The organism is Enterobacter sp. UPMP2052 (assembly GCF_053709675.1).
On the sequence record NZ_JBSKJR010000001.1, the window covers coordinates 347041 to 369135 of the forward strand.

Annotated in this window: 20 protein-coding genes; 12 read left to right on the forward strand and 8 right to left on the reverse strand. The window is 56.6% G+C overall.

Annotated elements, in window-relative coordinates:
* Nucleotides 1-2: 2 nt before the first annotated feature.
* The 4 genes from sanA to ACWKX3_RS01595 all read right to left on the reverse strand — a co-directional run bounded on the left by sanA (nt 3) and on the right by ACWKX3_RS01595 (nt 2948).
* Nucleotides 3-716 carry an outer membrane permeability protein SanA gene (sanA, locus tag ACWKX3_RS01580; RefSeq protein WP_006176416.1) on the reverse strand — a complete coding sequence of 238 codons (714 nt, stop codon included), beginning with the start codon at nt 714-716 and terminating at the stop codon, nt 3-5.
* A gap of 127 nt (nt 717-843) precedes the next feature.
* Nucleotides 844-1728 carry a cytidine deaminase gene (gene cdd / locus ACWKX3_RS01585; protein ID WP_102890473.1) on the reverse strand — a complete coding sequence of 295 codons (885 nt, stop codon included), beginning with the start codon at nt 1726-1728 and terminating at the stop codon, nt 844-846.
* A gap of 129 nt (nt 1729-1857) precedes the next feature.
* Nucleotides 1858-2553, reverse strand: coding sequence for a CidB/LrgB family autolysis modulator (locus ACWKX3_RS01590; protein WP_058609826.1), 696 nt, complete (start codon nt 2551-2553; stop codon nt 1858-1860).
* A complete protein-coding gene (locus ACWKX3_RS01595) occupies nt 2550-2948 on the reverse strand; it encodes a CidA/LrgA family protein (RefSeq protein WP_006176413.1) in 399 nt (132 codons plus the stop codon). The genes ACWKX3_RS01590 and ACWKX3_RS01595 overlap by 4 nt, the downstream gene beginning before the upstream one ends.
* 201 nt (nt 2949-3149) lie before the next feature.
* Here ACWKX3_RS01595 and map point away from each other — a divergent pair, with 201 nt between their 5' ends.
* The 6 genes from map to ACWKX3_RS01625 all read left to right on the forward strand — a co-directional run bounded on the left by map (nt 3150) and on the right by ACWKX3_RS01625 (nt 10979).
* Nucleotides 3150-3929 (forward strand): type I methionyl aminopeptidase, encoded by a 780-nt coding sequence (map, locus tag ACWKX3_RS01600; RefSeq protein WP_006176412.1) that lies wholly within the window; start codon nt 3150-3152, stop codon nt 3927-3929.
* 66 nt (nt 3930-3995) lie between these two features.
* Nucleotides 3996-4928, forward strand: a complete 933-nt coding sequence (gene dusC / locus ACWKX3_RS01605; RefSeq protein ID WP_101737283.1) for a tRNA dihydrouridine(16) synthase DusC — start codon at nt 3996-3998, stop codon at nt 4926-4928.
* A gap of 366 nt (nt 4929-5294) precedes the next feature.
* The gene (locus ACWKX3_RS01610; RefSeq protein WP_454541676.1) at nt 5295-6584 is read left to right on the forward strand and encodes a carbohydrate porin; all 1290 of its coding nucleotides are present in this window, start codon (nt 5295-5297) and stop codon (nt 6582-6584) included.
* Between the two features lie 165 nt (nt 6585-6749).
* The gene (licT, locus tag ACWKX3_RS01615; protein ID WP_006176409.1) at nt 6750-7583 is read left to right on the forward strand and encodes a BglG family transcription antiterminator LicT; all 834 of its coding nucleotides are present in this window, start codon (nt 6750-6752) and stop codon (nt 7581-7583) included.
* A 135-nt stretch (nt 7584-7718) separates the two neighbouring features.
* Nucleotides 7719-9572 (forward strand): PTS beta-glucoside transporter subunit IIABC, encoded by a 1854-nt coding sequence (gene bglF, locus ACWKX3_RS01620; protein ID WP_454541163.1) that lies wholly within the window; start codon nt 7719-7721, stop codon nt 9570-9572.
* 12 nt (nt 9573-9584) lie between these two features.
* Complete coding sequence (locus ACWKX3_RS01625; RefSeq protein ID WP_088208096.1) at nt 9585-10979, forward strand: glycoside hydrolase family 1 protein; 1395 nt, start codon at nt 9585-9587, stop codon at nt 10977-10979.
* A gap of 40 nt (nt 10980-11019) precedes the next feature.
* Here the strand turns inward: ACWKX3_RS01625 and yohP are convergent, their stop codons facing one another.
* Complete coding sequence (gene yohP / locus ACWKX3_RS01630) at nt 11020-11103, reverse strand: small membrane protein YohP (RefSeq protein WP_015572324.1); 84 nt, start codon at nt 11101-11103, stop codon at nt 11020-11022.
* Nucleotides 11104-11310: 207 nt separating this feature from the next.
* Between yohP and mdtQ the strand changes: the two genes are divergently transcribed.
* Nucleotides 11311-12729 (forward strand): multidrug resistance outer membrane protein MdtQ, encoded by a 1419-nt coding sequence (mdtQ, locus tag ACWKX3_RS01635; protein ID WP_236347953.1) that lies wholly within the window; start codon nt 11311-11313, stop codon nt 12727-12729.
* A 50-nt stretch (nt 12730-12779) separates the two neighbouring features.
* A complete protein-coding gene (locus ACWKX3_RS01640; protein WP_137849384.1) occupies nt 12780-13544 on the forward strand; it encodes an SDR family oxidoreductase in 765 nt (254 codons plus the stop codon).
* Between the two features lie 81 nt (nt 13545-13625).
* Here the strand turns inward: ACWKX3_RS01640 and ACWKX3_RS01645 are convergent, their stop codons facing one another.
* A complete protein-coding gene (locus ACWKX3_RS01645; protein WP_006176403.1) occupies nt 13626-14195 on the reverse strand; it encodes a DedA family protein in 570 nt (189 codons plus the stop codon).
* Nucleotides 14196-14352: 157 nt separating this feature from the next.
* Between ACWKX3_RS01645 and ACWKX3_RS01650 the strand changes: the two genes are divergently transcribed.
* Together ACWKX3_RS01650 and pbpG are read left to right on the forward strand one after the other, a co-directional pair.
* Nucleotides 14353-14940 (forward strand): Yip1 family protein, encoded by a 588-nt coding sequence (locus ACWKX3_RS01650; protein ID WP_006176402.1) that lies wholly within the window; start codon nt 14353-14355, stop codon nt 14938-14940.
* A 167-nt stretch (nt 14941-15107) separates the two neighbouring features.
* Nucleotides 15108-16028: a D-alanyl-D-alanine endopeptidase gene (gene pbpG, locus ACWKX3_RS01655; RefSeq protein WP_454541164.1), complete on the forward strand. Its 921-nt coding sequence runs from the start codon at nt 15108-15110 to the stop codon at nt 16026-16028.
* Nucleotides 16029-16125: 97 nt separating this feature from the next.
* On the opposite strand, the gene ACWKX3_RS01660 is transcribed toward pbpG, so the two are convergent.
* Nucleotides 16126-16680, reverse strand: coding sequence for a GNAT family N-acetyltransferase (locus ACWKX3_RS01660; RefSeq protein ID WP_042320259.1), 555 nt, complete (start codon nt 16678-16680; stop codon nt 16126-16128).
* Between the two features lie 112 nt (nt 16681-16792).
* Nucleotides 16793-18541 carry a D-lactate dehydrogenase gene (gene dld, locus ACWKX3_RS01665; RefSeq protein ID WP_058609817.1) on the reverse strand — a complete coding sequence of 583 codons (1749 nt, stop codon included), beginning with the start codon at nt 18539-18541 and terminating at the stop codon, nt 16793-16795.
* Between the two features lie 189 nt (nt 18542-18730).
* Here dld and bglX point away from each other — a divergent pair, with 189 nt between their 5' ends.
* Together bglX and osmF are read left to right on the forward strand one after the other, a co-directional pair.
* Nucleotides 18731-21028 carry a beta-glucosidase BglX gene (gene bglX / locus ACWKX3_RS01670; RefSeq protein ID WP_088208101.1) on the forward strand — a complete coding sequence of 766 codons (2298 nt, stop codon included), beginning with the start codon at nt 18731-18733 and terminating at the stop codon, nt 21026-21028.
* A 147-nt stretch (nt 21029-21175) separates the two neighbouring features.
* A complete protein-coding gene (osmF, locus tag ACWKX3_RS01675; protein WP_313827062.1) occupies nt 21176-22093 on the forward strand; it encodes a glycine betaine ABC transporter substrate-binding protein OsmF in 918 nt (305 codons plus the stop codon).
* The last annotated feature ends 2 nt before the right edge of the window (nt 22094-22095 follow it).

Genomic DNA, 22095 nt, shown 5'->3' on the forward strand with positions numbered 1-22095 from the left:
GTTTAGCGTTTCTTCTGCAACTCCAGCAGCTGTTCCGGCCGTACTGCCGGGTAACCCTGCGCATCTTCCGGCACTTCATGCATCGTTGGGATGGGCACCAGCGGGCCTAAAAAGCGCGGTTCGCGTTTAAAGATGTAGAGGTCAGCCAGAGCACCGAAGCGAGCGCCAAACTCACGCACGCGCACGCTGAGCATATCTTTTGGCGACGGTACGGCGTAGCACTGGGCCTGAATGCCCATATGCAACGCGATAAACAGCGCACGCTCGCAGTGGAAGCGCTGGGTGATGATGATGAAGTCGTTGGTGTCGAAGACTTTGCGGGTGCGCACAATAGAGTCCAGCGTGCGGAAGCCGGCATAATCGAGCACGATATCCGCCGGGTCAACGCCGCCGGCAATCAGATCCTTACGCATCGTCACCGGTTCGTTATAGCTTTGCTGGGCGTTATCCCCGCTTAGCAGCAGGTAGTTCACCTTGCCGCTGTTATAGGCGTTCAGCGCACCCTGAATACGGTAACGGTAATACTGGTTAATGACCCCGGTGCGATAGTACTTGGCTGTGCCGAGCACCACGCCGACCTGGCGATACGGGAGATCCTGTAAATCGTCAAAGATGTAGGGGGCGGTTTTCCAGCTCATCCAGCGGTCAAGGCCAAGCACGACCAACAGCAGTATGCCGACCAGGACAGACAGGCTGTAAAAAACGCGCTTTAACATGAAGATGGCTCGTACCGAAGGTGAAATTTAACTCAGGCTACTTTACCCGCCTGGTTAGCGCAAGAATCGGTGAATCAACTGAGGGGTTTTTCAGCAAACGGGCGGGCATTTCTGCCCGCCGTCAACATTACGCCAACAGTACGCGGTCGATTGTCGAGCAGCCGAGCGCCTTCAGGGTGGCGGCGGTAGCGTCCCACTGGATCAGCGGTGCATCGGCTTTTTCTGCGAGGATCGCGCGCTGGATGTCCGGGTAGTCGTAGCCGTTGAGGCTCAGGAGGTTGAGCGCGCCCTGCAACGGCGGCAGCGTCGGGTTAAACGCGGCGTTCTCTGCGTAGCTGCCGGTGAAGATGCGCCCGTCACGACACTGAAGCGCCACGCCGCTTGGCGATGTGCTGTAAGGGGTGTGGCTCATGTTAGCAGCGGCAATCGCCGCTTCGCTCAGCTCATCACCGGAGAGGGCGAAACCGTGGTTCTGCGCGTCCATCAGCAGCGTTTTGATCTCCAGATCTTTCGGGCCAAACGCATCTGGCAGGTAATCGCCCAGCGTATGCGGCTCACGGCCCGGCAGATTGATGCGCAGCTCAAGCCCGCTGTTCAGCTCGTTCATAAACTGACGGCAGTGGCCGCAGGGGGTGTAATTAACGGTGATCGCGCGCAGGCCCTTTTCACCGCGCAGCCAGGCGTGGCTGATGGCGCTCTGTTCAGCGTGAACGGTTTGCTGCATGGTGGCCCCGAGGAACTCCATGTTCCCGCCGAAGTACCAGACGCCGCTGACGCCGCGCGCGATGGCGCCAACGTTGAAGTGGGAGAGGTCAGCACGGGCGCAGGCGGCAGCCAGCGGCAGCAGTGCAAAAGCCAGTTCGTCTTCGTCCAGTCCCGTGGCTTGTTTAAGCGTCGTGACCTGCTCCGCCGTCAGCAGGGCGGGGAAATGCGTATCCGCCAGAACCGGGGCCAGGGCTGATTGCAAATTCTCTGCAAGCTGGGCGAAAGCTGTTTGAAAACGTGGGTGCATGGCGTTGCCTCATCAAGGTTAATGGATCGGTAGTGTACGGAGCCGATGGGCCTTAATATGTGATCCACTTCTCATAATGTCTGCAACTTATGAAATCAAAATGAAATTTGCGCGACGCATCGCAAAATTTTAGCCCACCACGGCCAGGATCACCGGGAAGAGGAACGGGGCAATCAGCGAGGTCATAATCCCGCAGATGACCAGCGCCAGGGAACTGAATGCGCCCTCCTGGTAATCCATTTCGGCACAGCGCGCGGTACCCAGCGCGTGTGAGGCAGTACCCATCGCCAGACCCCGCGCGGCTTTAGTATGAATTTTCATCACATTAAGCAGGGTGTGGCCAAACACCGCCCCCAGGATACCCACGAAGATCACGCACATGGCACTGATGGCCGGGATCCCACCGATGCTGCCGCCCACGGCCATGGCAATCGGCGTGGTGACGGATTTAGGCATAATGGAGGCGGCAATCTCGGGCGATGCGCCCATCAGCAGCGCCACCGATGTGCCGGTGATCATCGCCACCAGGCTGCCCAAAAAACAGATGGTAATGATGGATTTCCAGCGGGCGCGGATTTGGTGCAGCTGTTCATATAAAGGAAACGCCAGCGCCACGACGGCAGGCTGCAGCAAATCGTTTAATATTTTGCTCCCGGCAAAGTAGCGTTCGTAAGGAATGCCGGTGAGCATCAGGAAAGGAATAATCACCACCATCGCCACCAGCAGCGGGTTAAGCAGCGGCATCTTAAAACGTGCGGCCAGTTTACGCGCGGCGAAGAAGACCACCAGGGTTAACGGCAGCGACCACCAGATATTGGCTATCATTGTTTGGTTCCTTTTTGCCCGACCACTTTACGTTCGCCGTGTACCAGATGCGAACTCCAGCTCACCACCAGCAATACCACCAGCGTACTGACCGCGCAGGAGACCACAATCGGGCCGAACTGCGCTTTGAGCAAATCGAAATACTGCATCACCCCCACGCCGATAGGCACGAACAGCAGCGCCATATAGCGGATAAGTACGAAGCAACCGGGGTTGACCCACTTTGCGGGTAGCACCTGCAGCGCCAGTAGCACAAACAGGATCAGCATGCCGATAATGCTGCCGGGGATCGTGATGGGCAGCAGCGAGGCGATAAAGATCCCGGCATAGAGACAGGCGTAAATCAGGACGAATGCGCGCAGATATTGCCAGACAGTATTCAATGATTTGCTCATGGTAAAAGTCCTTGAAGAAACGCATTCATCATACAATTAAACCCAGAAGTGTGCCACGGATCACATCATGAAATTTGAGAATACCAGACATTCCGAAAGGGAACGTTGGGCATTTCACCAAATGGACAGCAGCCCGTTTGCATGCCAGTATTAGTTTCATTTATGAATCAAACGATTAACAGGCTGCGCAGGAGACGATTTATGCCGTCAATCATCATTAAAACCGCCGATGAGCTCGTCAGACAGCGCCACGCCGGGGAACTGTTGGCCTCCGTCTTTACCATGTTAGACGGATTTATCGCGCCCGGCGTGACCACCATGGCGATAAACAACCGTGTTGAGGCGTTTATCGTCGATACGCTTCAGGCCCGCCCGGCCAGTAAAGGGCAGTATGATTTCCCGTATGTGCTTAACACCTCCGTCAACGAGGTGGTCTGCCACGGCATTCCTAAAGAATCTGAACATCTGAAGTCCGGTTCAATTGTGAACGTTGATATCACCCTCGAAAAAGAGGGCCTGATTGCCGATTCCAGCAAAATGTATCTGATTGGCGATGTTTCACCGCTGGCGCGTCGGCTGGTGAAAAAAACCTACGAAGCGATGTGGAAAGGGATCAAGGCGGTGAAGCCCGGCGCGACGCTCGGGGATATCGGCCACGCTATTCAGTCGCACGTTGAAAGCAACGGCTACAGCGTGGTGCGTGAGTACTGCGGCCACGGTATCGGCAAAGAGATGCACGAGGAGCCACAGGTGCTGCATTACGGAAAACCGGGCGAAGGTGCGGTGCTGAAAGAGGGGATGGTGTTTACTATCGAGCCGATGGTCAACCAGGGCGACAGCCGCATCAAGACTAAAAAAGATGGCTGGACGGTGGTGACGCGCGATAAAAAATTGTCGGCGCAGTGGGAGCATACCATTGCGGTTACCGCAGACGGATTTGAGGTGCTCACCCTGCGTCCTGAAGAAACGATCCCGGATTAACCTCCGGGCTTCCCACTGACCCTGCGAGCAGATACCATAGCGCGTCTTTTTTCACAGGTACTCTGCATGCGTGTTTTACTGGCCCCAATGGAAGGCGTGCTCGATTCTCTCGTGCGCGAACTTCTGACCGAGGTGAACGATTACGATCTCTGCGTGACGGAGTTTTTACGCGTGGTCGATATGCTGTTGCCGGTAAAATCTTTTCACCGACTCTGCCCTGAGCTGCACAACCAGAGCCGGACCTCCTCCGGTACGCTGGTGCGCATCCAGCTGTTGGGCCAGTATCCCGAATGGCTGGCAGAAAACGCCGCTCGCGCGGTTGAGCTGGGCTCTTACGGCGTCGATCTCAACTGTGGCTGCCCGTCGAAAATGGTCAACGGCAGCGGCGGTGGGGCGACGCTGTTAAAAGATCCTGAGCTTATCTATCGCGGCGCAAAAGCCATGCGTGAAGCCGTGCCGTCGCATCTGCCGGTAACGGTTAAAGTGCGCCTGGGCTGGGACAGCGGCGCGCGCCAGTTTGAAATCGCCGATGCGGTACAGCAGGCCGGGGCAACCGAGCTGGTGGTGCATGGCCGTACCAAAGAGGATGGCTACAAAGCGGAGCGCATCAACTGGCAGGCCATCGGTGAGATCCGCCAGCGGCTCAGCATACCGGTTATCGCTAACGGTGAAATCTGGGATTACGAGAGCGCCCAGGCCTGCCTGAAAGAGACGGGCTGTGACGCGGTGATGATTGGCCGTGGAGCGCTGAACGTGCCGAACCTTAGCCGGGTGGTGAAATATAACGCGCCGCGGATGCCCTGGGCCGACGTCGTGGCGCTGCTGCAAAAATACAGCCGCCTGGAAAAGCAGGGTGACACCGGTTTATATCACGTCGCACGCATCAAGCAGTGGCTTAGCTATTTGCGTAAAGAATACGACGAGGCGCTGGGATTATTTCAGGAGATCCGTACGCTGCAAACGTCGGCGGATATCGCGCGGGTAATTCAGTCAAAATAATAAGCGTTAATTTGCTCACAATTTTTTAAATAAGAAAACATCGAAGGTTTTAAACGTGGCGCGACGGTGTTAAGGTGCCACTGTTTTCAACGCAGGATTGTTACTGGTTAACAGGCAAAACCTAAGCGTTCCGCAGCATACGCCGCTGTGGAACGCTTAGGTTTTTTTTTGCCTGTCATTTACGCAGGAGAAAAACCTGGCTTAACGCTATTCAAAGAAATTAATAAACAGATCGCGACAGGAAATTAAAAAATTTCCTGCGACCGGTTACGCACTAATACTCTTTCACAGGTGGTTATGATGGAATATAGAATTATTCCCTGCAAGCTGTGCGCGTTCGCCATATTGACGCTTTCCTCGTTGTCGATGGCGCAGGAATGGAACGGAACCGTATTAGGCTTCGAGACCCCACCGGATCCGATTCTCGGTGACATGCTCGGAATACGAAAGATCCTTAACGATAACGGGTTTACCTATAATCTGGGTTATCTGAATGAAATTGCCTCGAACGGCGGGGGGGGCTACAACCATGATACCCATGTGGCCTATATCGATCAGTTTGCGCTGACCTTCAACCAGGACCTGGCGCGATGGACCGGCATACCGGACGCGCGGATCGAAGGCAATATCGTTAACCGCAACCACAATGACGATCTCACCACTAAACGCCTGCAGGACCCGCGGGTAAACTTTAACGATCTGACCCAGGAAAGCTGGGGCGGACAGTCGATTACGCGCCTGGGCTGGCTAACCTTCGCCAGAAGCTTTGACGATCGGCGTCTTACCTGGCGGGTGGGGATGATGAACAAGGTACAGACCTTCGATCAGATCATCCCGTGTGACTTCCAGATGCTTTCCCAGTGCGGCGGAAAATCGGCCAACTCGCTCACCTGGAACAACTGGAACGTGCATACATGGGGCTCCACGCTGGAGTATAAAGTGACGCCTACCGTCACGTTGAAAGGCGGCGTGATGGAGCAAAATCCCAATGCCGCAAGCCGCAGCCACGCCTGGAGTTGGTCAACGAAGGGCAGCAAAGGGGTATTACTGCCGGTCGAGATCGACGCCCGTCCGCTGATTAACGGTCTGCCGGGCGCGTACAATTTGGGCGTGGTGTTTACCAATGCATCGCAAACCGATCTTTATCGCGGGAAATCCGGCGGGGCGGGTGCGACCGACCCGGACGGATATGATCATCACAACCGGACGTGGTTTATGTACGCCGGTCTGAACCAGCAGCTCACGCAGCATCACGACGATCCAAACCGCGGGTTAAGTACCTCTGTCAGCATGAGCCTGGCCGATCAACGCAGCAACTATATGCATCAGGTCTATGCCGCCTCGCTGCGCTATCGTGGGCTGTTTGATGCCCGTCCGGAAGACTGGATAGGCTTTGGTTTGACCTGGATAGACATGAGCAATCAGTACGCGCGTAACCAGCGTGAGATGAATGCCCTGAACGGCGTCGCAGACTATAACGACCCGGCGTATCATCCGGTCCCCGGCCATTCCCTCAACGGTGAGTTTTACTATCGTTTCCGTCCCGTTGCCTGGCTTGAGCTTCAGCCGGGTATTCAGTACTGGCACCATCCGGGCGGCGTTTCACGTACTCAGGATGCATGGGTCACCGAGCTCAAAACCGTGGTGACCTTCTGATATCGCCCTGACAAGCACGATCTGCATCACGTTTTTACGCGTGACAGATTGAGGCTACGAATGAAACTGATAGAGTGCCAGAACTGGATTGTTACTGCTTAGGCAGGCAAAACCTGATTTTCTGGCTTCTGCCGGAGGTCAGGTTTTTTTGTTTCTGGGGTTCCGATGAAAATCGCCAAGATTCTGAATAATAATGTGGTGGTTGTTCTGGATGAGCGCGGGCGCGAACAGGTGGTGATGGGGCGTGGGCTGGCCTTTCAGAAGCGCATGGGTGACGCGCTGGATACCGCGCTGATTGAAAAAGTCTTTGCTCTGCAAAGCGACGAGCTGGTACGGCGTTTGGGTGAGTTGCTGAACCAGATTCCGCTGGAAGTTATGACCACCTGCGACCGCATCATTGGGCTGGCGGCGCAGCGGCTGGGCAAATTGCAGGACAGTTTGTATATCACCCTGACGGACCACTGCTTCTTTGCGATTGAGCGTCAGAAAAAAGGGCTGGCAATCAAAAACGTGCTGCTGTGGGACATCAGGCGGCTGTATCCAAAGGAGTTCGAACTGGGGCAGGAGGCAAGGGCCATTATTGCCAAACGCCTTAACGTTGAGCTGGCGGAGGATGAGGCCGGGTTTATCGCCCTGCACCTGGTCACCGCGCAGCTGAACAGTGAAATGCCGGAAGTGATGCACGTCACCCGGGTCATGCAGGAGATCCTGCAACTGGTGAAGTATCAGCTGCAACTGGAGTATGACGAGGAGTCGTTGAGCTATCAGCGCTTTGTCACCCATCTGAAATTTTTTGCCCAGCGGATGCTGACCCGCACCGTGGTGCAAGATGATGACGTTACGCTGCATACGGCGGTGAAGGACAACTACGCGAAAGCGTGGAAATGCGCCGAGAAAATCGCCCAGCATCTGAACAAAAGCTATCAGCGAGCGCTGACAACCGAAGAAATTATGTTCCTCGCTATTCACATTGAGCGGGTGAGAAAAGAGGGGCGTTAAGCCTCAACGCTGGATTGTTACTGCATCATGCAGGCAAAACCTGAGTGCGGCCTTCGACAGGAGGACGCCTCGGGTTTTTTTATTTTTATACTCAGTCAACAGGTGCCTGCGGGCATCGGATGTAAGGAAATTGCGATGGAATACCAGGCGTTAGCAAAGGATATTCTCAGCCACGTTGGCGGAAAAGAGAACATCGTCAGTCTTGTTCACTGCGCTACCCGGCTTCGCTTCAAACTGAAAGATAATCAAAAAGCGGATGCCGACGGGCTGAAGAAAAATCCGGGCGTCATTATGGTGGTTGAAAGCGGCGGACAGTTTCAGGTGGTGATTGGCAATCACGTTCACACAGTCTGGCAGGCGGTGCGCGATGCCGCAGGGCTAACGGATGATGCCCCCGTGGTGGACGACAAGGGTGATAAAGGTCATTTACTGGGGCGCCTGATAGATATCGTCTCTGGCATTTTCACCCCTTTTATCGGCATTCTGGCGGCCTCCGGTATCCTGAAAGGACTGCTGGCGCTGGCGCTGGTGTGCGGCTGGCTCAGTGTGGAAAGCGGGACCTATAAAATCTGGTTCGCCGCGAGCGACGCGCTGTTCTTCTTCTTCCCGCTGGTGCTGGGCTACACCGCCGGGAAAAAGTTTGGCGGCAACCCGTTTATCACCATGGTGATCGGCGGGGCGCTGACCCATCCGATGATGATTGCCGCATTTGACGCCAGCCAGCAGTCGGGCGCGGTTGCCCAGACGTTTCTCGGCCTTCCGGTCACCTGGTTTAACTACAGTTCGTCGGTGATCCCCATTATTCTCGCGGCGTGGGTAAGCTGCTGGCTGGAAAAGCGGAGCACGTCGCTTTTGCCTCCGTCGATGAAAAACTTTTTTGCGCCGCTGATCTGTTTAGCCGTCACCGTACCGCTGACGTTTCTGGTGATCGGCCCTCTCGCCACCTGGCTGAGCCAGCTGCTGGCGAACGGTTATCAGTGGATCTATGTGCTGGCTCCGTGGCTGGCGGGGGCGGCAATGGGCGCGCTGTGGCAGGTTTGCGTGATTTTCGGCCTGCACTGGGGGCTGGTGCCGCTGATGATCAATAACCTGGCGGTGCTGGGCCATGACTCGATGCTGCCGATGCTGCTTCCCGCCGTCTTTGGTCAGGTGGGCGCGGCGCTGGGGATCTTCCTGCGTACCCGCGATGCGCGCCAGAAAATGCTGGCCGGCTCCTCCGTCACGGCAGGGATTTTTGGGATCACCGAACCGGCTGTGTATGGCCTTAACCTGCCGCTGCGCCGCCCTTTTATCTTTGGCTGCGTGGCGGGTGCGATCGGCGGGGCGATTGTCGGTTTTAGCGATACACACGTCTACTCCTTTGGCTTTGCCAATATTTTTACCATCGCACAAATGATCCCTCCGGGCGGCGTAAACGCCACGCTGTGGGGCGGCATTATCGGCACGGTGGTCGCCCTGGTGCTGAGCTGTGGCCTGACGCTGGCGGCGGGCATGCCGGGGCACACAACCTCAGAGGTCGCGCCGTCAGCGGGTGAAAACGAGGTGCTCTCTCCGATGACCGGCACCGTGCTGGCGCTTGATCAGGTGCCGGATACGACCTTTGCCAGCGGCCTGCTGGGCAGCGGTGCGGCAATTATTCCCGCCACTAATCAGGTCGTTGCGCCGTTTGCCGGCGAGGTGGCCTCTCTCTTTCAGACCAAACATGCTATCGGCCTGCTCAGCAAGAGCGGTATTGAGGTGTTGATCCATGTCGGGATCGACACCGTGAAGCTCGACGGCAGGCTGTTCACCGCCCATGTGAAGGTGGGCGACAGCGTGCAGCCGGGCGACCTGCTGCTGGAATTTGACCGTCAGGCGATTATTGACGCCGGATATGACCTGACGACCCCGATTATTATCAGTAACAGCGATGAGTATCGCGACGTGGTGACCGTGGCGGCAACGTCCGTAACCGCCGGTGCGCCATTGCTCAGCGTAAGCCATCAATAACAGGAGAACGTGATGAAGACTTTCCCGGATGATTTTTTATGGGGCGGCGCGCTGGCCGCGAATCAGGTAGAGGGGGCTTATCGGGAAGATGGCAAAGGGCTGTCTACCTCTGACGTGCAGCCGCAGGGCGTGTTTGGCCCGGTGGTGGAGCGCGTGGCGGGTGACAGCGGCATCAAGGACGTCGCCATCGATTTCTACCATCGCTACCCGGAAGACATCAAACTGTTTGCCGAAATGGGCTTTAGCTGCCTGCGCGTGTCCATTGCCTGGACGCGGATCTTCCCGAACGGTGACGAGCAGCAACCAAATGAGGCGGGGCTGGCATACTATGACAGGCTATTTGACGAGCTGGCCGCGCACAACATCACCCCGCTGGTAACGCTGTCGCACTACGAAATGCCGTGGGGGCTGGTTAAGCAGTACGGCGGCTGGGGCAATCGCAAGACGATCGGCTTTTTTGAACATTACGCTCGCACCGTATTTGCGCGCTATGGGGAGAAGGTCAAGCTGTGGCTGACCTTCAATGAAATCAACATGTCGCTGCATGCGCCGATGACCGGCGTCGGCCTGCCGGAGTCCAGCAGTAAAGGCGACGTGTATCAGGCGATCCACCATCAGCTGGTGGCGAGTGCCCTGGCGGTAAAAGCCTGTCACGACATCATTCCGGACGCCAGAATTGGCAACATGCTGCTGGGCGGTTTGATGTACCCGCTGACCTGCAAACCGGAAGACGTGCTTGAAGCCTTGCAGGAGAACCGTGCCTGGCAGTTCTTCGGCGATGTGCAGTGCCGCGGTGCCTATCCGGGGTATATGCTGCGTTTCTTCCGTGACAACGGTATTGAAATAGCGATAACCGATGCTGACCGCGAGGCGCTGAAATCGACCGTTGATTTTATCTCGTTCAGTTACTACATGACGGGCTGTGTCACCACCGATGAGGCGTTGAACCAGCAGGCGCGCGGCAATATTCTGAGCATGGTTCCAAACCCGCACCTGGCAAGCTCCGAGTGGGGCTGGCAGATTGACCCTGTCGGCCTGCGTACGCTGCTGAACGTGCTGTGGGATCGCTATCAAAAGCCGCTGTTTATCGTGGAGAATGGTCTCGGCGCGAAGGATAAACCGGACGCCAGCGGCGTGGTACAGGATGATTACCGCATCAGCTACCTGAACGATCATCTGGTCCAGGTGCGCGAAGCCCTTGACGATGGCGTGGAGGTGATGGGGTATACCAGCTGGGGACCCATCGATCTGGTCAGCGCATCGAAAGCGGAACTGTCCAAACGCTACGGCTTTATTTACGTTGACCGCGATGACAGCGGAGAAGGTACGCTGGCGCGCAGCCGCAAGAAAAGTTTCTACTGGTATAAAGAGGTGATTGCCACCAACGGCGGCTCCCTCAAGGGCTGATTGAAAAAGTATTTGCCCGGCAACTCGCCGGGCAGACGCGTCAGAAAATCATCTTGAATACACCGGTGACCACCAGCAGCCCAATCAGAAATATAATTAAAATAACCCACAATAGTATTTTCATTCGCTTCTCCTGCGCATGTTTGTTTGTTCCCGGTAAGTGTAGCAGTCAATTTATAAGTGCGATGAATGCATTCATATAATTAATTACTAAGGGAAATAATTTTCTGATTATGAAAATGTATGACAAAGTGCGGATTGCCACGCGTTACTAAAAAAAGGGACGGTTTCAAGCGTAATTTGCGCCTTTATTTTTTGAGTGCATAACGTCATGAAGCGTTCTCTTATTCTTTCTCTTAATACCTCTCTGATTTTATTCCTGACCGCGTGCGCCCCGCAGCATCCCACAGTGACGGGGATAACTGCGCAACCGGTCGCCTCTGCCGTTAACGCCCACCTGTCCCGTATCGACTGGCCAAAAAGCGAATGGTGGAAAGACTTCAACGATCCGCAGCTTAACGAACTGATTGCCAAAGCCTTGCAGGACGCACCGGATATGCAGATTGCCCGGCAGCGAATCACCCTGGCCGAGGCGCAGGCCAAAGCCACGATGGCCGCCGACGGCCCGCAAATCGATTTTTCAGCCGATGCCGAGCGGCAAAAAATGTCGGCAGAAGGGCTGATGGGGCCGTTTGCCCTAACTGACCCGGCAGCGGGTACCACCGGGCCATGGTATACCAACGGCACCTTTGGCCTGACGGCGGGCTGGGATCTGGATTTGTGGGGGAAAAACCGCGCGCAGGTCGAGTCCCGTATCGGCAGGGTCAATGCTCAAAAAGCCGAACTGGAACAGACCCGCCAGCTTCTTGCCAGCAGCGTGGCGCGGCTCTACTGGGCGTGGCAAACCCAGTCTGCGGTCGCCGGGGTGCTTACCCGGATCAAGCATGAGCAGGAGAATATCATTGGCGCCGACGTTGAGTTATATCAGCACGGGATCACTTCCTCTGTGGAGGGGATAGAAACCGATATCAACGCCAGCAAAACCGATGAACACATAGCCGATGTGAACGGCAAAATGAGAACGATTGAGGCCCGGCTGGAAGCCTTGACTCATACCACGTCGCTGAAACTCACGCCTCATGCGCTGCCCGCTGTTGAAGCGTCATTGCCGACCACGCTGGGCTACGAACTGCTGGCCCGCCGGCCCGATCTGCAAGAGGCCCGCTGGTATATCGAAGCCTCCATGAGCGAGGTCGACGCCGCCAAAGCCGCTTTTTATCCGGATGTGAACGTCATGGCGTTTCTGCAACAGGATGCCCTGCACCTGAGCGATCTGTTCCGCTCGTCGGCGCAGCAGATGGGCGTGACGGCCGGGCTGACGTTACCGATTTTTGACAGCGGCAGGCTGAACGCCAGCCTGGATATTGCTCAGGCCCAAAATAATCTTTCGGTGGCGAACTACAACAAAGCCGTGGTGGAGGCCGTCAATCAGGTGGCGCGCACGGCCAGCGAAGTGGAAACCCTGACGGCGAAAAACCAGCATCAGCAGAAGGTTGAAAAAGAAGCGGCGCGCGTGGTGTCACTGGCGCAGGCGCGCTTCAGGGCGGGGATCGTGGCAGGCTCGCGCGTCAGCGAAGCCAGCATTCCGGCGCTGAAGGAGCGTATCGCCGGGTTGACGCTTCAGGGCGAGTACGTCGACGCCACGCTGCAGCTGACGTCTGCTCTGGGCGGCGGATATCGCCACGGCTAAATCCGGGCGTTATCTATACTTACCTCTCTGCACATTTTCAGGAGGTGAGTATGACCCGAGTTGCAATTGTCACCGCTTCAGATTCCGGGATAGGTAAAACCACGGCGCTGATGCTGGCTGAAAGAGGCTTTGATATCGGCGTAACCTGGCACTCCGACGAGAAAGGCGCGCTCGAAACCTGCCGTGAGGTGGAGGCGCTCGGACAGCGGGCCGAAGCCATCCATCTGGATTTGAGTACGCTCCCGGAAGGGGCAAAGGCGATTGAAACGCTTATCGCGCGTTTTGGGCGGCTGGACGTGCTGGTCAACAACGCTGGTGCGATGACCAAGGCGCCGTTTCTTGAGATGAAATATGAGGACTGGCGGGGCATTTTCACCGTGGACGTTGACGGGGCGTTTCTCTGTTCGCAGATCGCCGCCCGCCAGATGGTGAAGCAGGGGGAGGGCGGAAGGATCGTGAATATCACCTCGGTGCATGAGCATACGCCTTTACCCGATGCCAGCGCCTACACGGCGGCAAAACACGCTCTGGGCGGGCTAACCAAGTCGATGGCGCTGGAGCTGGTGGGCCACAACATTCTGGTGAATGCCGTGGCCCCCGGCGCTATCGCCACCCCGATGAACGACATGGACGACAGCGAGGTGAAGGCGGGTTCGATGCCGGCTATCCCGCTGGCGAGACCGGGGCACACCAAAGAGATTGCCAGCCTGGTGGCGTGGCTTTGCGACAATGATGCCAGCTATACCACGGGGCAATCGTTTATTGTCGACGGCGGATTTATGCTGGCGAATCCGCAGTTTAAACCTGCGGAGTAGGTTTTCCCTCACCCTGACCCTCTCCCAAATGGAGAGGGAACGTGATACCCGACGGGACGGGGGTAAGGGCATCAGGCCGCACTACTCCTCCCGCTTTTTCTCCCGGTGCTTCAGCCACAGCCTCACCGCAATCACCGCCACGACCACCAGAATTAGCCACGCCCAGTGTTTAAGATGCTGATCGAGGTTATGCAGCCACGGGCCAATCACTTCGCCACCCGCGTAGCCGAGAGTGGTAAAGATCAGCGCCCAGGCGATCGCGCCAAGGATATTCAGCGGCAGGAAAATTTTAGGGGGTAACCGGCTGGCCCCGATCAGTATCGGCCCGATGATGCGGAATCCGTACATAAAGCGGGTGCCAATGACGAAAAGATAGGGATGGCGCTGGATAAGCCTCTGCGCCCGGTTGATTTTTTTGCGGTGCTTCGAAAACCGCCTGAGCAGCGTTGGCCCAAAGCGTAACCCGAGGAAGTAGAGAAGCTGGTCGCCTATCATGCCGCCCAGCGCCACGGCGGCGACAACCAGCGGAAATTTCAGCAATCCCTGATGTGCCGCAACCCCTCCTAACAGGGTGATGGTTTCGCCTTCCGCCACGCTTCCGACAACCAGCGCAGCGTATCCATAGTGTTCAATCAGACCATTAATATCCATTAAGTAAGCGTAGTCTCCCTCAGCGTGCCTGCATTAATCATATACCCCATGAATAAATAACGCGGCAATCAAGGCAAATTTCCTGATGTACATAAAATAATCGACAGCCTGCATTATACCTAGGCTATCGCTGACGGGCCGACAACAAGGGGGCGCTATGAACCATGTCTGGGGACTCTTCTCCCATCCCGATCGTGAAATGCACGTAATCAGAAGCGAGAACGAAACGGTTGCGCATCATTACACGCACCATGTACTGCTGATGGCAGCGGTGCCGGTGATCTGCGCGTTTATTGGTACGACTCAAATCGGCTGGAACTTTGGTGATGGCACCGTGGTCCAGCTCTCCTGGTTCACCGGGCTGGGGCTTGCGGTGCTGTTCTATGGCCTGATGCTGGCCGGTGTTGCCATCATGGGACGCGTCATCTACTGGATGGCACGCAACTACCCGCAGCGTCCATCGCTGGCGAACTGCATGATCTTCGCCGGATACGTCGCGACGCCGCTGTTCTTAAGCGGCATTGTTGCGCTCTATCCGCTGGTCTGGCTGTGCGCGCTGGTCGGTACGGTCGCACTCTTTTATACCGGCTATTTGCTGTACCTGGGTATTCCCACCTTCCTGAATATCAATAAAGAAGAGGGCCTGAGCTTCTCCAGCTCAACGCTTGCCATTGGCGTACTGGTACTGGAGGCGTTACTGGCGCTGACGGTGATTCTTTGGGGCTATGGTTACCGTCTCTTCTAGGCGTATTGCATTGCTGGCGTAAATGCCAGCAATGCAGCATCTGTTCACGATTAACTGCTGGCGACAACGCACAGTGCCCGCTATGATGCCGAAGCCAGCCTGCATTTACCCATCCATGCAGGCGGTGTACGTCATTACGTGCGTGAATAATTACCAGAAGTCTCACCATGTTAAAATTCCGAGTCTCTTTACTTAGCCTGGCGCTGTTGCTGGGAGCGTCTGTTGCCGCACCGGTGATGGCCAAAACGCCCGCGGTAACCACCGCTGCGCAACCGCAAATTGCGTCCGGCAGCGCGATGATCGTGGATCTGAACACCAACAAGGTGATTTACGCCAGCCATCCGGACCTGGTGCGCCCGATCGCCTCGATAACCAAATTAATGACCGCGATGGTGGTGCTTGATGCACGACTGCCGCTGGATGAAAAGCTGAAGGTGGATATCAGCCACACGCCGGAGATGAAAGGGATCTACTCTCGCGTGCGTCTGAACAGTGAGATCAGCCGTAAAAATATGATGCTGCTGGCGCTGATGTCCTCTGAGAACCGTGCGGCGGCGAGCCTGGCGCATCATTATCCGGGCGGCTATGACGCGTTTATTCGTGCCATGAATGCCAAAGCCAAATCGCTGGGGATGACCAACACCCGCTTTGTGGAGCCTACGGGCCTGTCGATTCATAACGTCTCGACGGCGCGGGATTTGACGAAGCTGCTGGTCGCCAGCAAACGCTATCCGCAGCTCGGCCAGCTCAGCACCACGCGTGAAGATATGGCGACGTTCTCGAACCCTCCGTACACGCTGCCGTTTCGCAACACCAATCATCTGGTGTATCGCGATAACTGGAATATCCAGTTAACCAAAACGGGCTTTACCAACGCGGCGGGGCACTGCCTGGTGATGCGCACCGTGTTCAACGGCAAACCGGTGGCGCTGGTGGTGATGGATGCGTTTGGGAAATACACCCACTTCGCGGATGCCAGCCGCCTGCGTACCTGGATTGAGACCGGGAAAGTGCAGCCGGTGCCGGCTTCAGCGCTGGCGTATAAGAAGCAGAAAGCAGAACAGATGGCGACCGCACAGAACGATTGAGCCGTTTGTGAGCGCCGGGTGGCGGCTTCGCCTTACCCGGCCTACAAGGGCGTCGCATGCAGGCCCGGTAAGCGACGCCGCCCAGGGCAACAGCGACTTACTCCGGCAGCGTCCAGTCCCCGTCGTTAAGCGGGCGCTGCATAATCAACGTATCCCGCCAGTCCCCTTTCTTGTAGCCCACGCTTCGCAGTTGGCCGACGACTTCAAAGCCGTGCTTTTTATGTAAACGCAGCGACCCGGCATTGTTATTCCCGTCACCGACAACCGCAATCATCTGTCGCCATGGACCCTTTTCACAGCGCGCAATCAGCGCATCCATCAGCGCCGATCCAAAACCGCGTCCGGTGGTGCTGGCGTCGACGTAAATCGATTCTTCAAGCGTGAAACGGTAGGCGGGGCGGGGGCGGTAGTAGGTCGCATAGCAATAGCCCACCACAATCCCACGATAGAGCACAACCAGCCATGGCAGACCTTTGTCGGCAACGTTTTGCATGCGCTGACGCATTTCATCGACGGTGGGGGGAACCTCTTCAAACGACGCACGGCCGTGAAGGACATGCCATGCATAGATGGCCGAAATGGCATGCGCATCGTCAGGAAGGGCGTCGCGCACGTCGACTTCAGTTTCAGACAAAATATCAACAGCCGACATGATGTGCCTGCTCCTCAACATGGAAAGCCAGAGAAACGTTTCTCTGGCGTCAGGCACCTACTCTAGTACGTTTGAGGACTGCTTAACAATCTCTTAAATTTGGCTGTAGGAACTAATCAGAGGCTTGCGTATTGTGCGGCTCCGCGTCGGCCGACTCTTTCCAGTATTTATTCCGCGTAGTCTTACCAATGCCGGGATTCATACTGTTTGTAGGGTCATTTTCGCGATAAAACCGTTTAAGCGTCTCGGGCGCTTCGTATAAATGCCCAACGTTATGTTCCGCCGGATATTGTGCCCCGCGGGCGCGTAGCAGCGTCAGCATCTGCTCTTTCAGAGCGTGTGCATCGACCCCTTTCTTGACGATGTAATCCTGATGGAAGACGTAGCACATAAAGTGACCGTAGTAGAGCTTGTGCACCAGCTTGCTGTCGAACTCCGGCGGCAGGTGTTCAAACCATTCGGTATCGTTACGCCGCAGGGCAATATCCAGCGCCAGAATATCTTCCACCTCGTCGGAATGAACCGCCTGATAGCGAATGGCCGCGCCCGCCGCCGCGAAGCGGTGCAGGAAGGCTTTGCTGCCTTCTTCCGGCGTACAGGCAAAGAAATCCCCGTCGGCGGTTTTGAAGAACTCGGTCAGCCAGGTCTGCGCTTCGGCAATGCCATCGCCGGCCATCTTCAGCAGCAGATGATGTTCGTACCTGTCGCGCCATGTTTTCATTCTTTCAGGTAAATGCGCCGGGAAGACGTTGCCGAGTTTTTGCATGAAGCGGTCGGTAAAGTGCGGCTTAAACAGCGGCACTTTTTCCAGCATCGCGTCGGTGCGGCCCTTCATCGTAAAGAAGAACGGCATTTTGTCGGTACCGAGCTTGTCGATCATCAGGAAGGTGTCTTTACCGTAACGCTCGGCGATATCGTAGATATCGCGATGCATATACTCGCCTGCCACCGGCAGATGGGTAAAGTTGCCAAGAATGTGGCGGCGGATCTCGGTCAGTACGCCTGGCTCATTGGTGCCGATGTAGAACACCTGCTGGTTTTTTTCAGCCGGGAAAGTGTCCAGGCGCACGGCGAAGACGGCAAGCTTGCCCGCGCAGCCGGAGGATTCAAACAGACGGTCCGGGTCAGCGTTATAGCGCGCCGGGGTCTGGGCTTCAATGTCGCGCACGCGGGTTACGTAGTCATGGTCGTGAGCATGACGTCCGTCGTGCTGAACGTCTTCATCCCGCACGCGATCGTCGTCGAGCTTGCTGAGAATTTGCTCCGGCGTCACGCCCAGATCGATCCCCAGATGGTTCACCAGCGTCAGTTTGCCGTTCTCGTCGATACGGGCGAAAAGGGACATTTCGGTGTAAGCCGGGCCGCGCTGCACCAGCGAGCCGCCGGAGTTGTTGCAGATCCCGCCCACCACGGAGGCGCCGATGCAGGAGGAGCCGATGACCGAATGCGGTTCGCGTCCCAACGGCTTGAGCGCTTTTTCCAGGGAATACAGGGTGGTGCCGGGGAAGGCAAGCACCTGTTCGCCTTTATCCAGCAGGTGCAGTTTGTCGAGACGCAGCGTGCTGATAATCACGATGTCGCGATCGTAATCGTTGCCGTTCGGCGTTGAGCCTTCCGTCAGACCGGTATTGGCGGCCTGCATCAGAATAATTTTGTCGGCGGTGACGCAGGCGCTCAGTACACGCCACAGTTCCAGCAGCGTGCCGGGGAAGACCACCGCCAGGGCGTCGCCCTGTCCGGAACGAAAGCCCTTGCGGTAGCGCGCGGTTTTGGCCGGGTCGGTAAGCAGGTGAGAGGAGCCAACCAGGCGCGACAGTTCGTTAATAAATGCGGTGTTATCGTGAGATCGAACAGAAGACATCTTCCACTCCTTGTGGTGGGGCAAATTTCTCGCTGTAAAGCATAGCGCGATTAATCGTCAAGCGGTCTACTATTCATGAGAAAAATCAGAGAATAACCCTGCACGGATCAAAGGGTTTATGGCACACTGCGCTTTTCGCACGGGCTGGCCGAGGGCTGCCGGCGGTTATTGATGAGAGAGTAAAACGACATGAAATGGCTATGTTCGGTAGGTGTCGCCGTTAGCCTGGCGCTGCAACCTGCGCTGGCAGACGATTTGTTTGGTAATCATCCGCTCACGCCTGAAGCCCGTGATGCATTTGTCACCGAGCTGCTCAAGAAGATGACGGTCGATGAGAAAATTGGCCAGCTGCGTCTGATCAGCGTCGGCCCGGATAACCCGAAAGAGGCTATCCGCGACATGATCAAGGAGAGCCAGGTCGGGGCCATTTTTAACACCGTTACCCGCCAGGATATCCGCAAAATGCAGGATCAGGTGATGGAACTCAGCCGCCTGAAAATCCCTCTCTTTTTCGCCTATGACGTGTTGCACGGCCAGCGCACCGTCTTCCCAATCAGCCTCGGCTTAGCCTCCTCCTTTAACCTCGACGCGGTAAAAACCGTCGGGCGTATTTCCGCCTATGAAGCGGCGGACGACGGCCTGAACATGACCTGGGCACCGATGGTCGACGTCTCCCGCGATCCGCGCTGGGGCCGCGCGTCGGAAGGCTTCGGTGAAGACACCTACTTAACCGCCACGATGGGGAAAACCATGGTGGAAGCGATGCAGGGCAAAAGCCCGGCGGACCGCTACTCGGTAATGACCAGCGTCAAACACTTCGCGGCCTACGGCGCGGTGGAAGGCGGAAAAGAGTACAACACCGTGGACATGAGCCCGCAGCGCCTGTTCAACGACTATATGCCGCCGTATAAAGCGGGGCTGGATGCGGGTAGCGGCGCGGTGATGGTGGCGCTGAACTCCCTGAACGGCACGCCTGCAACCTCCGACGCCTGGCTGCTGAAAGACGTGTTGCGTGACCAGTGGGGCTTTAAGGGCATCACCGTCTCGGATCACGGCGCGATTAAAGAGCTGATTAAACACGGCACGGCCGCCGATCCAGAAGATGCGGTACGCGTGGCGCTTAAGTCCGGCATCAACATGAGCATGAGCGACGAGTATTACAGCAAATACCTGCCGGGGCTGGTGAAAAGCGGCAAAGTGACGATGGCCGAGCTGGACGACGCCACCCGCCACGTGCTGAACGTCAAATATGACATGGGGCTGTTTAACGATCCGTACAGCCACCTCGGGCCGAAAGATTCTGACCCGGCGGACACCAACGCCGAAAGCCGTCTGCACCGCAAAGAAGCGCGCGAAGTGGCGCGTGAAAGCCTGGTGCTGCTGAAAAACCGCCTCGACACGCTGCCGCTGAAGAAATCCGGCACCATTGCCGTGGTCGGCCCGCTGGCCGACAGCAAGCGCGACGTGATGGGCAGTTGGTCCGCCGCGGGCGTAGCCGATCAGTCCGTAACCGTGCTGACCGGCATTAAGAGCGCTGTCGGGGATAATGCGAAAGTGGTGTACGCCAAAGGGGCGAACGTCACCAACGATAAAGATATCGTCACCTTCCTCAATCAGTATGAAGAGGCCGTGAAGGTCGATCCGCGTACGCCGAAGGAGATGATCGACGAAGCGGTTAACGCCGCGAAGCAGTCCGACGTGGTGGTGGCCGTGGTTGGTGAAGCGCAGGGGATGGCGCACGAAGCCTCCAGCCGTACCGACATCACGATTCCGCAGAGCCAGCGCGATCTGATCGCCGCCCTGAAAGCGACCGGTAAGCCGCTGGTACTGGTGCTGATGAACGGTCGCCCGCTGGCGCTGGTGAAAGAAGATCAGCAGGCTGATGCGATTCTCGAAACCTGGTTCGCCGGGACCGAAGGCGGTAACGCCATCGCCGACGTGCTGTTTGGCGATTACAACCCGTCCGGCAAGCTGCCGATGTCCTTCCCGCGCTCCGTCGGGCAGATTCCGGTGTACTACAGCCATCTTAATACTGGCCGTCCGTATAACGCCGATAAGCCGAATAAGTACACCTCCCGTTACTTCGACGAAGCCAACGGCCCGCTGTATCCGTTTGGCTATGGGCTGAGCTACACCACTTTCACGGTGTCTGACGTGAAAATGTCGGCTCCGACCATGACCCGTGACGGCAGCGTCACCGCCAGCGTGGACGTGACCAACAGCGGCAAGCGTGACGGCGCAACGGTGATCCAGATGTACGTTCAGGACGTTACCGCGTCCATGAGCCGTCCGGTGAAGCAACTGCGTGGTTTTGAGAAGGTGGATCTCAAGCCTGGTGAGACCAAAACGGTGAGTTTCCCGATTGACGTCAACGCGCTGAAGTTCTGGAACCAGCAGATGAAATACGATGCTGAACCGGGCAAGTTCAACGTCTTTATCGGCGTGGATTCCGCCCGCGTGAATAAAGGCGAGTTCGAGCTGCAGTAACCCTTCCTTTCTCTGACATCCCCCGCAGGCCGGGGGATGTATCTTACCTTATGCTAAAAAGGCATTTTGACGGTTAAATCCGCCGTTTTAAGCTACGCTTTTCTCTCAAGCCTCTGAAAAAGGCGATAAAAAAATGAGGACAGCGGAATGACGAAGACAAAGGGGATTTTAGGCGCGGCGGCATTAATGGCGGCGCTGAGCCTGCCATTGCAGGCCGCCGAGCCGGTGAAGGTTGGCTCAAAGATCGATACCGAAGGGGCGTTGCTCGGCAATATCATCTTGCAGGTGCTTGAGAGCCATGGCGTGAAAACCGTCAATAAAGTGCAGCTTGGTACCACGCCGGTGGTGCGCGGCGCGATCGTCTCGGGCGAACTGGATATCTATCCTGAATACACCGGTAACGGCGCTTTCTTCTTTAAAGATGAAAACGACGCGGCATGGAAAAACGCCAAAGCCGGTTATGAGAAGGTCAAAAAGCTGGATGCGGAACAAAACAAACTGGTCTGGCTGACGCCTGCACCAGCCAACAACACCTGGACCATTGCGGTGCGCAAAGATGTTGCTGAGAAAGGCAAGCTGACGTCGCTTGAGGATCTGAGCCGCTATCTGAAAGAGAAGGGCGATATCAAGCTTGCCGCCTCTGCGGAGTTCATTGAGCGCCCCGACGCGCTTCCTGCCTTTGAAAAAGCCTACGATTTTAAACTCGACCAGTCGCAACTCCTCTCCCTGGCGGGCGGCGATACCGCAGTGACCATTAAGGCGGCCGCGCAGCAGACCTCTGGCGTGAATGCGGCGATGGCCTACGGCACCGACGGCCCGGTGGCCGCGCTGGGCCTGCAAACCTTAACCGATCCAAAAGGCGTCCAGCCGATTTATGCCCCGGCACCGGTAGTGCGTGAGGCGGTCCTCAAAGCCTATCCGCAGATTGGCGACTGGCTTAAGCCGGTCTTTGAAAAGCTGGATGAAAAAACGCTGCAGCAGCTCAATGCCAACATTGCCGTTGAAGGACTGGATGCCAAAAAAGTGGCTGCCGACTTCCTGAAACAACAAGGGCTTGTGAAGTAACA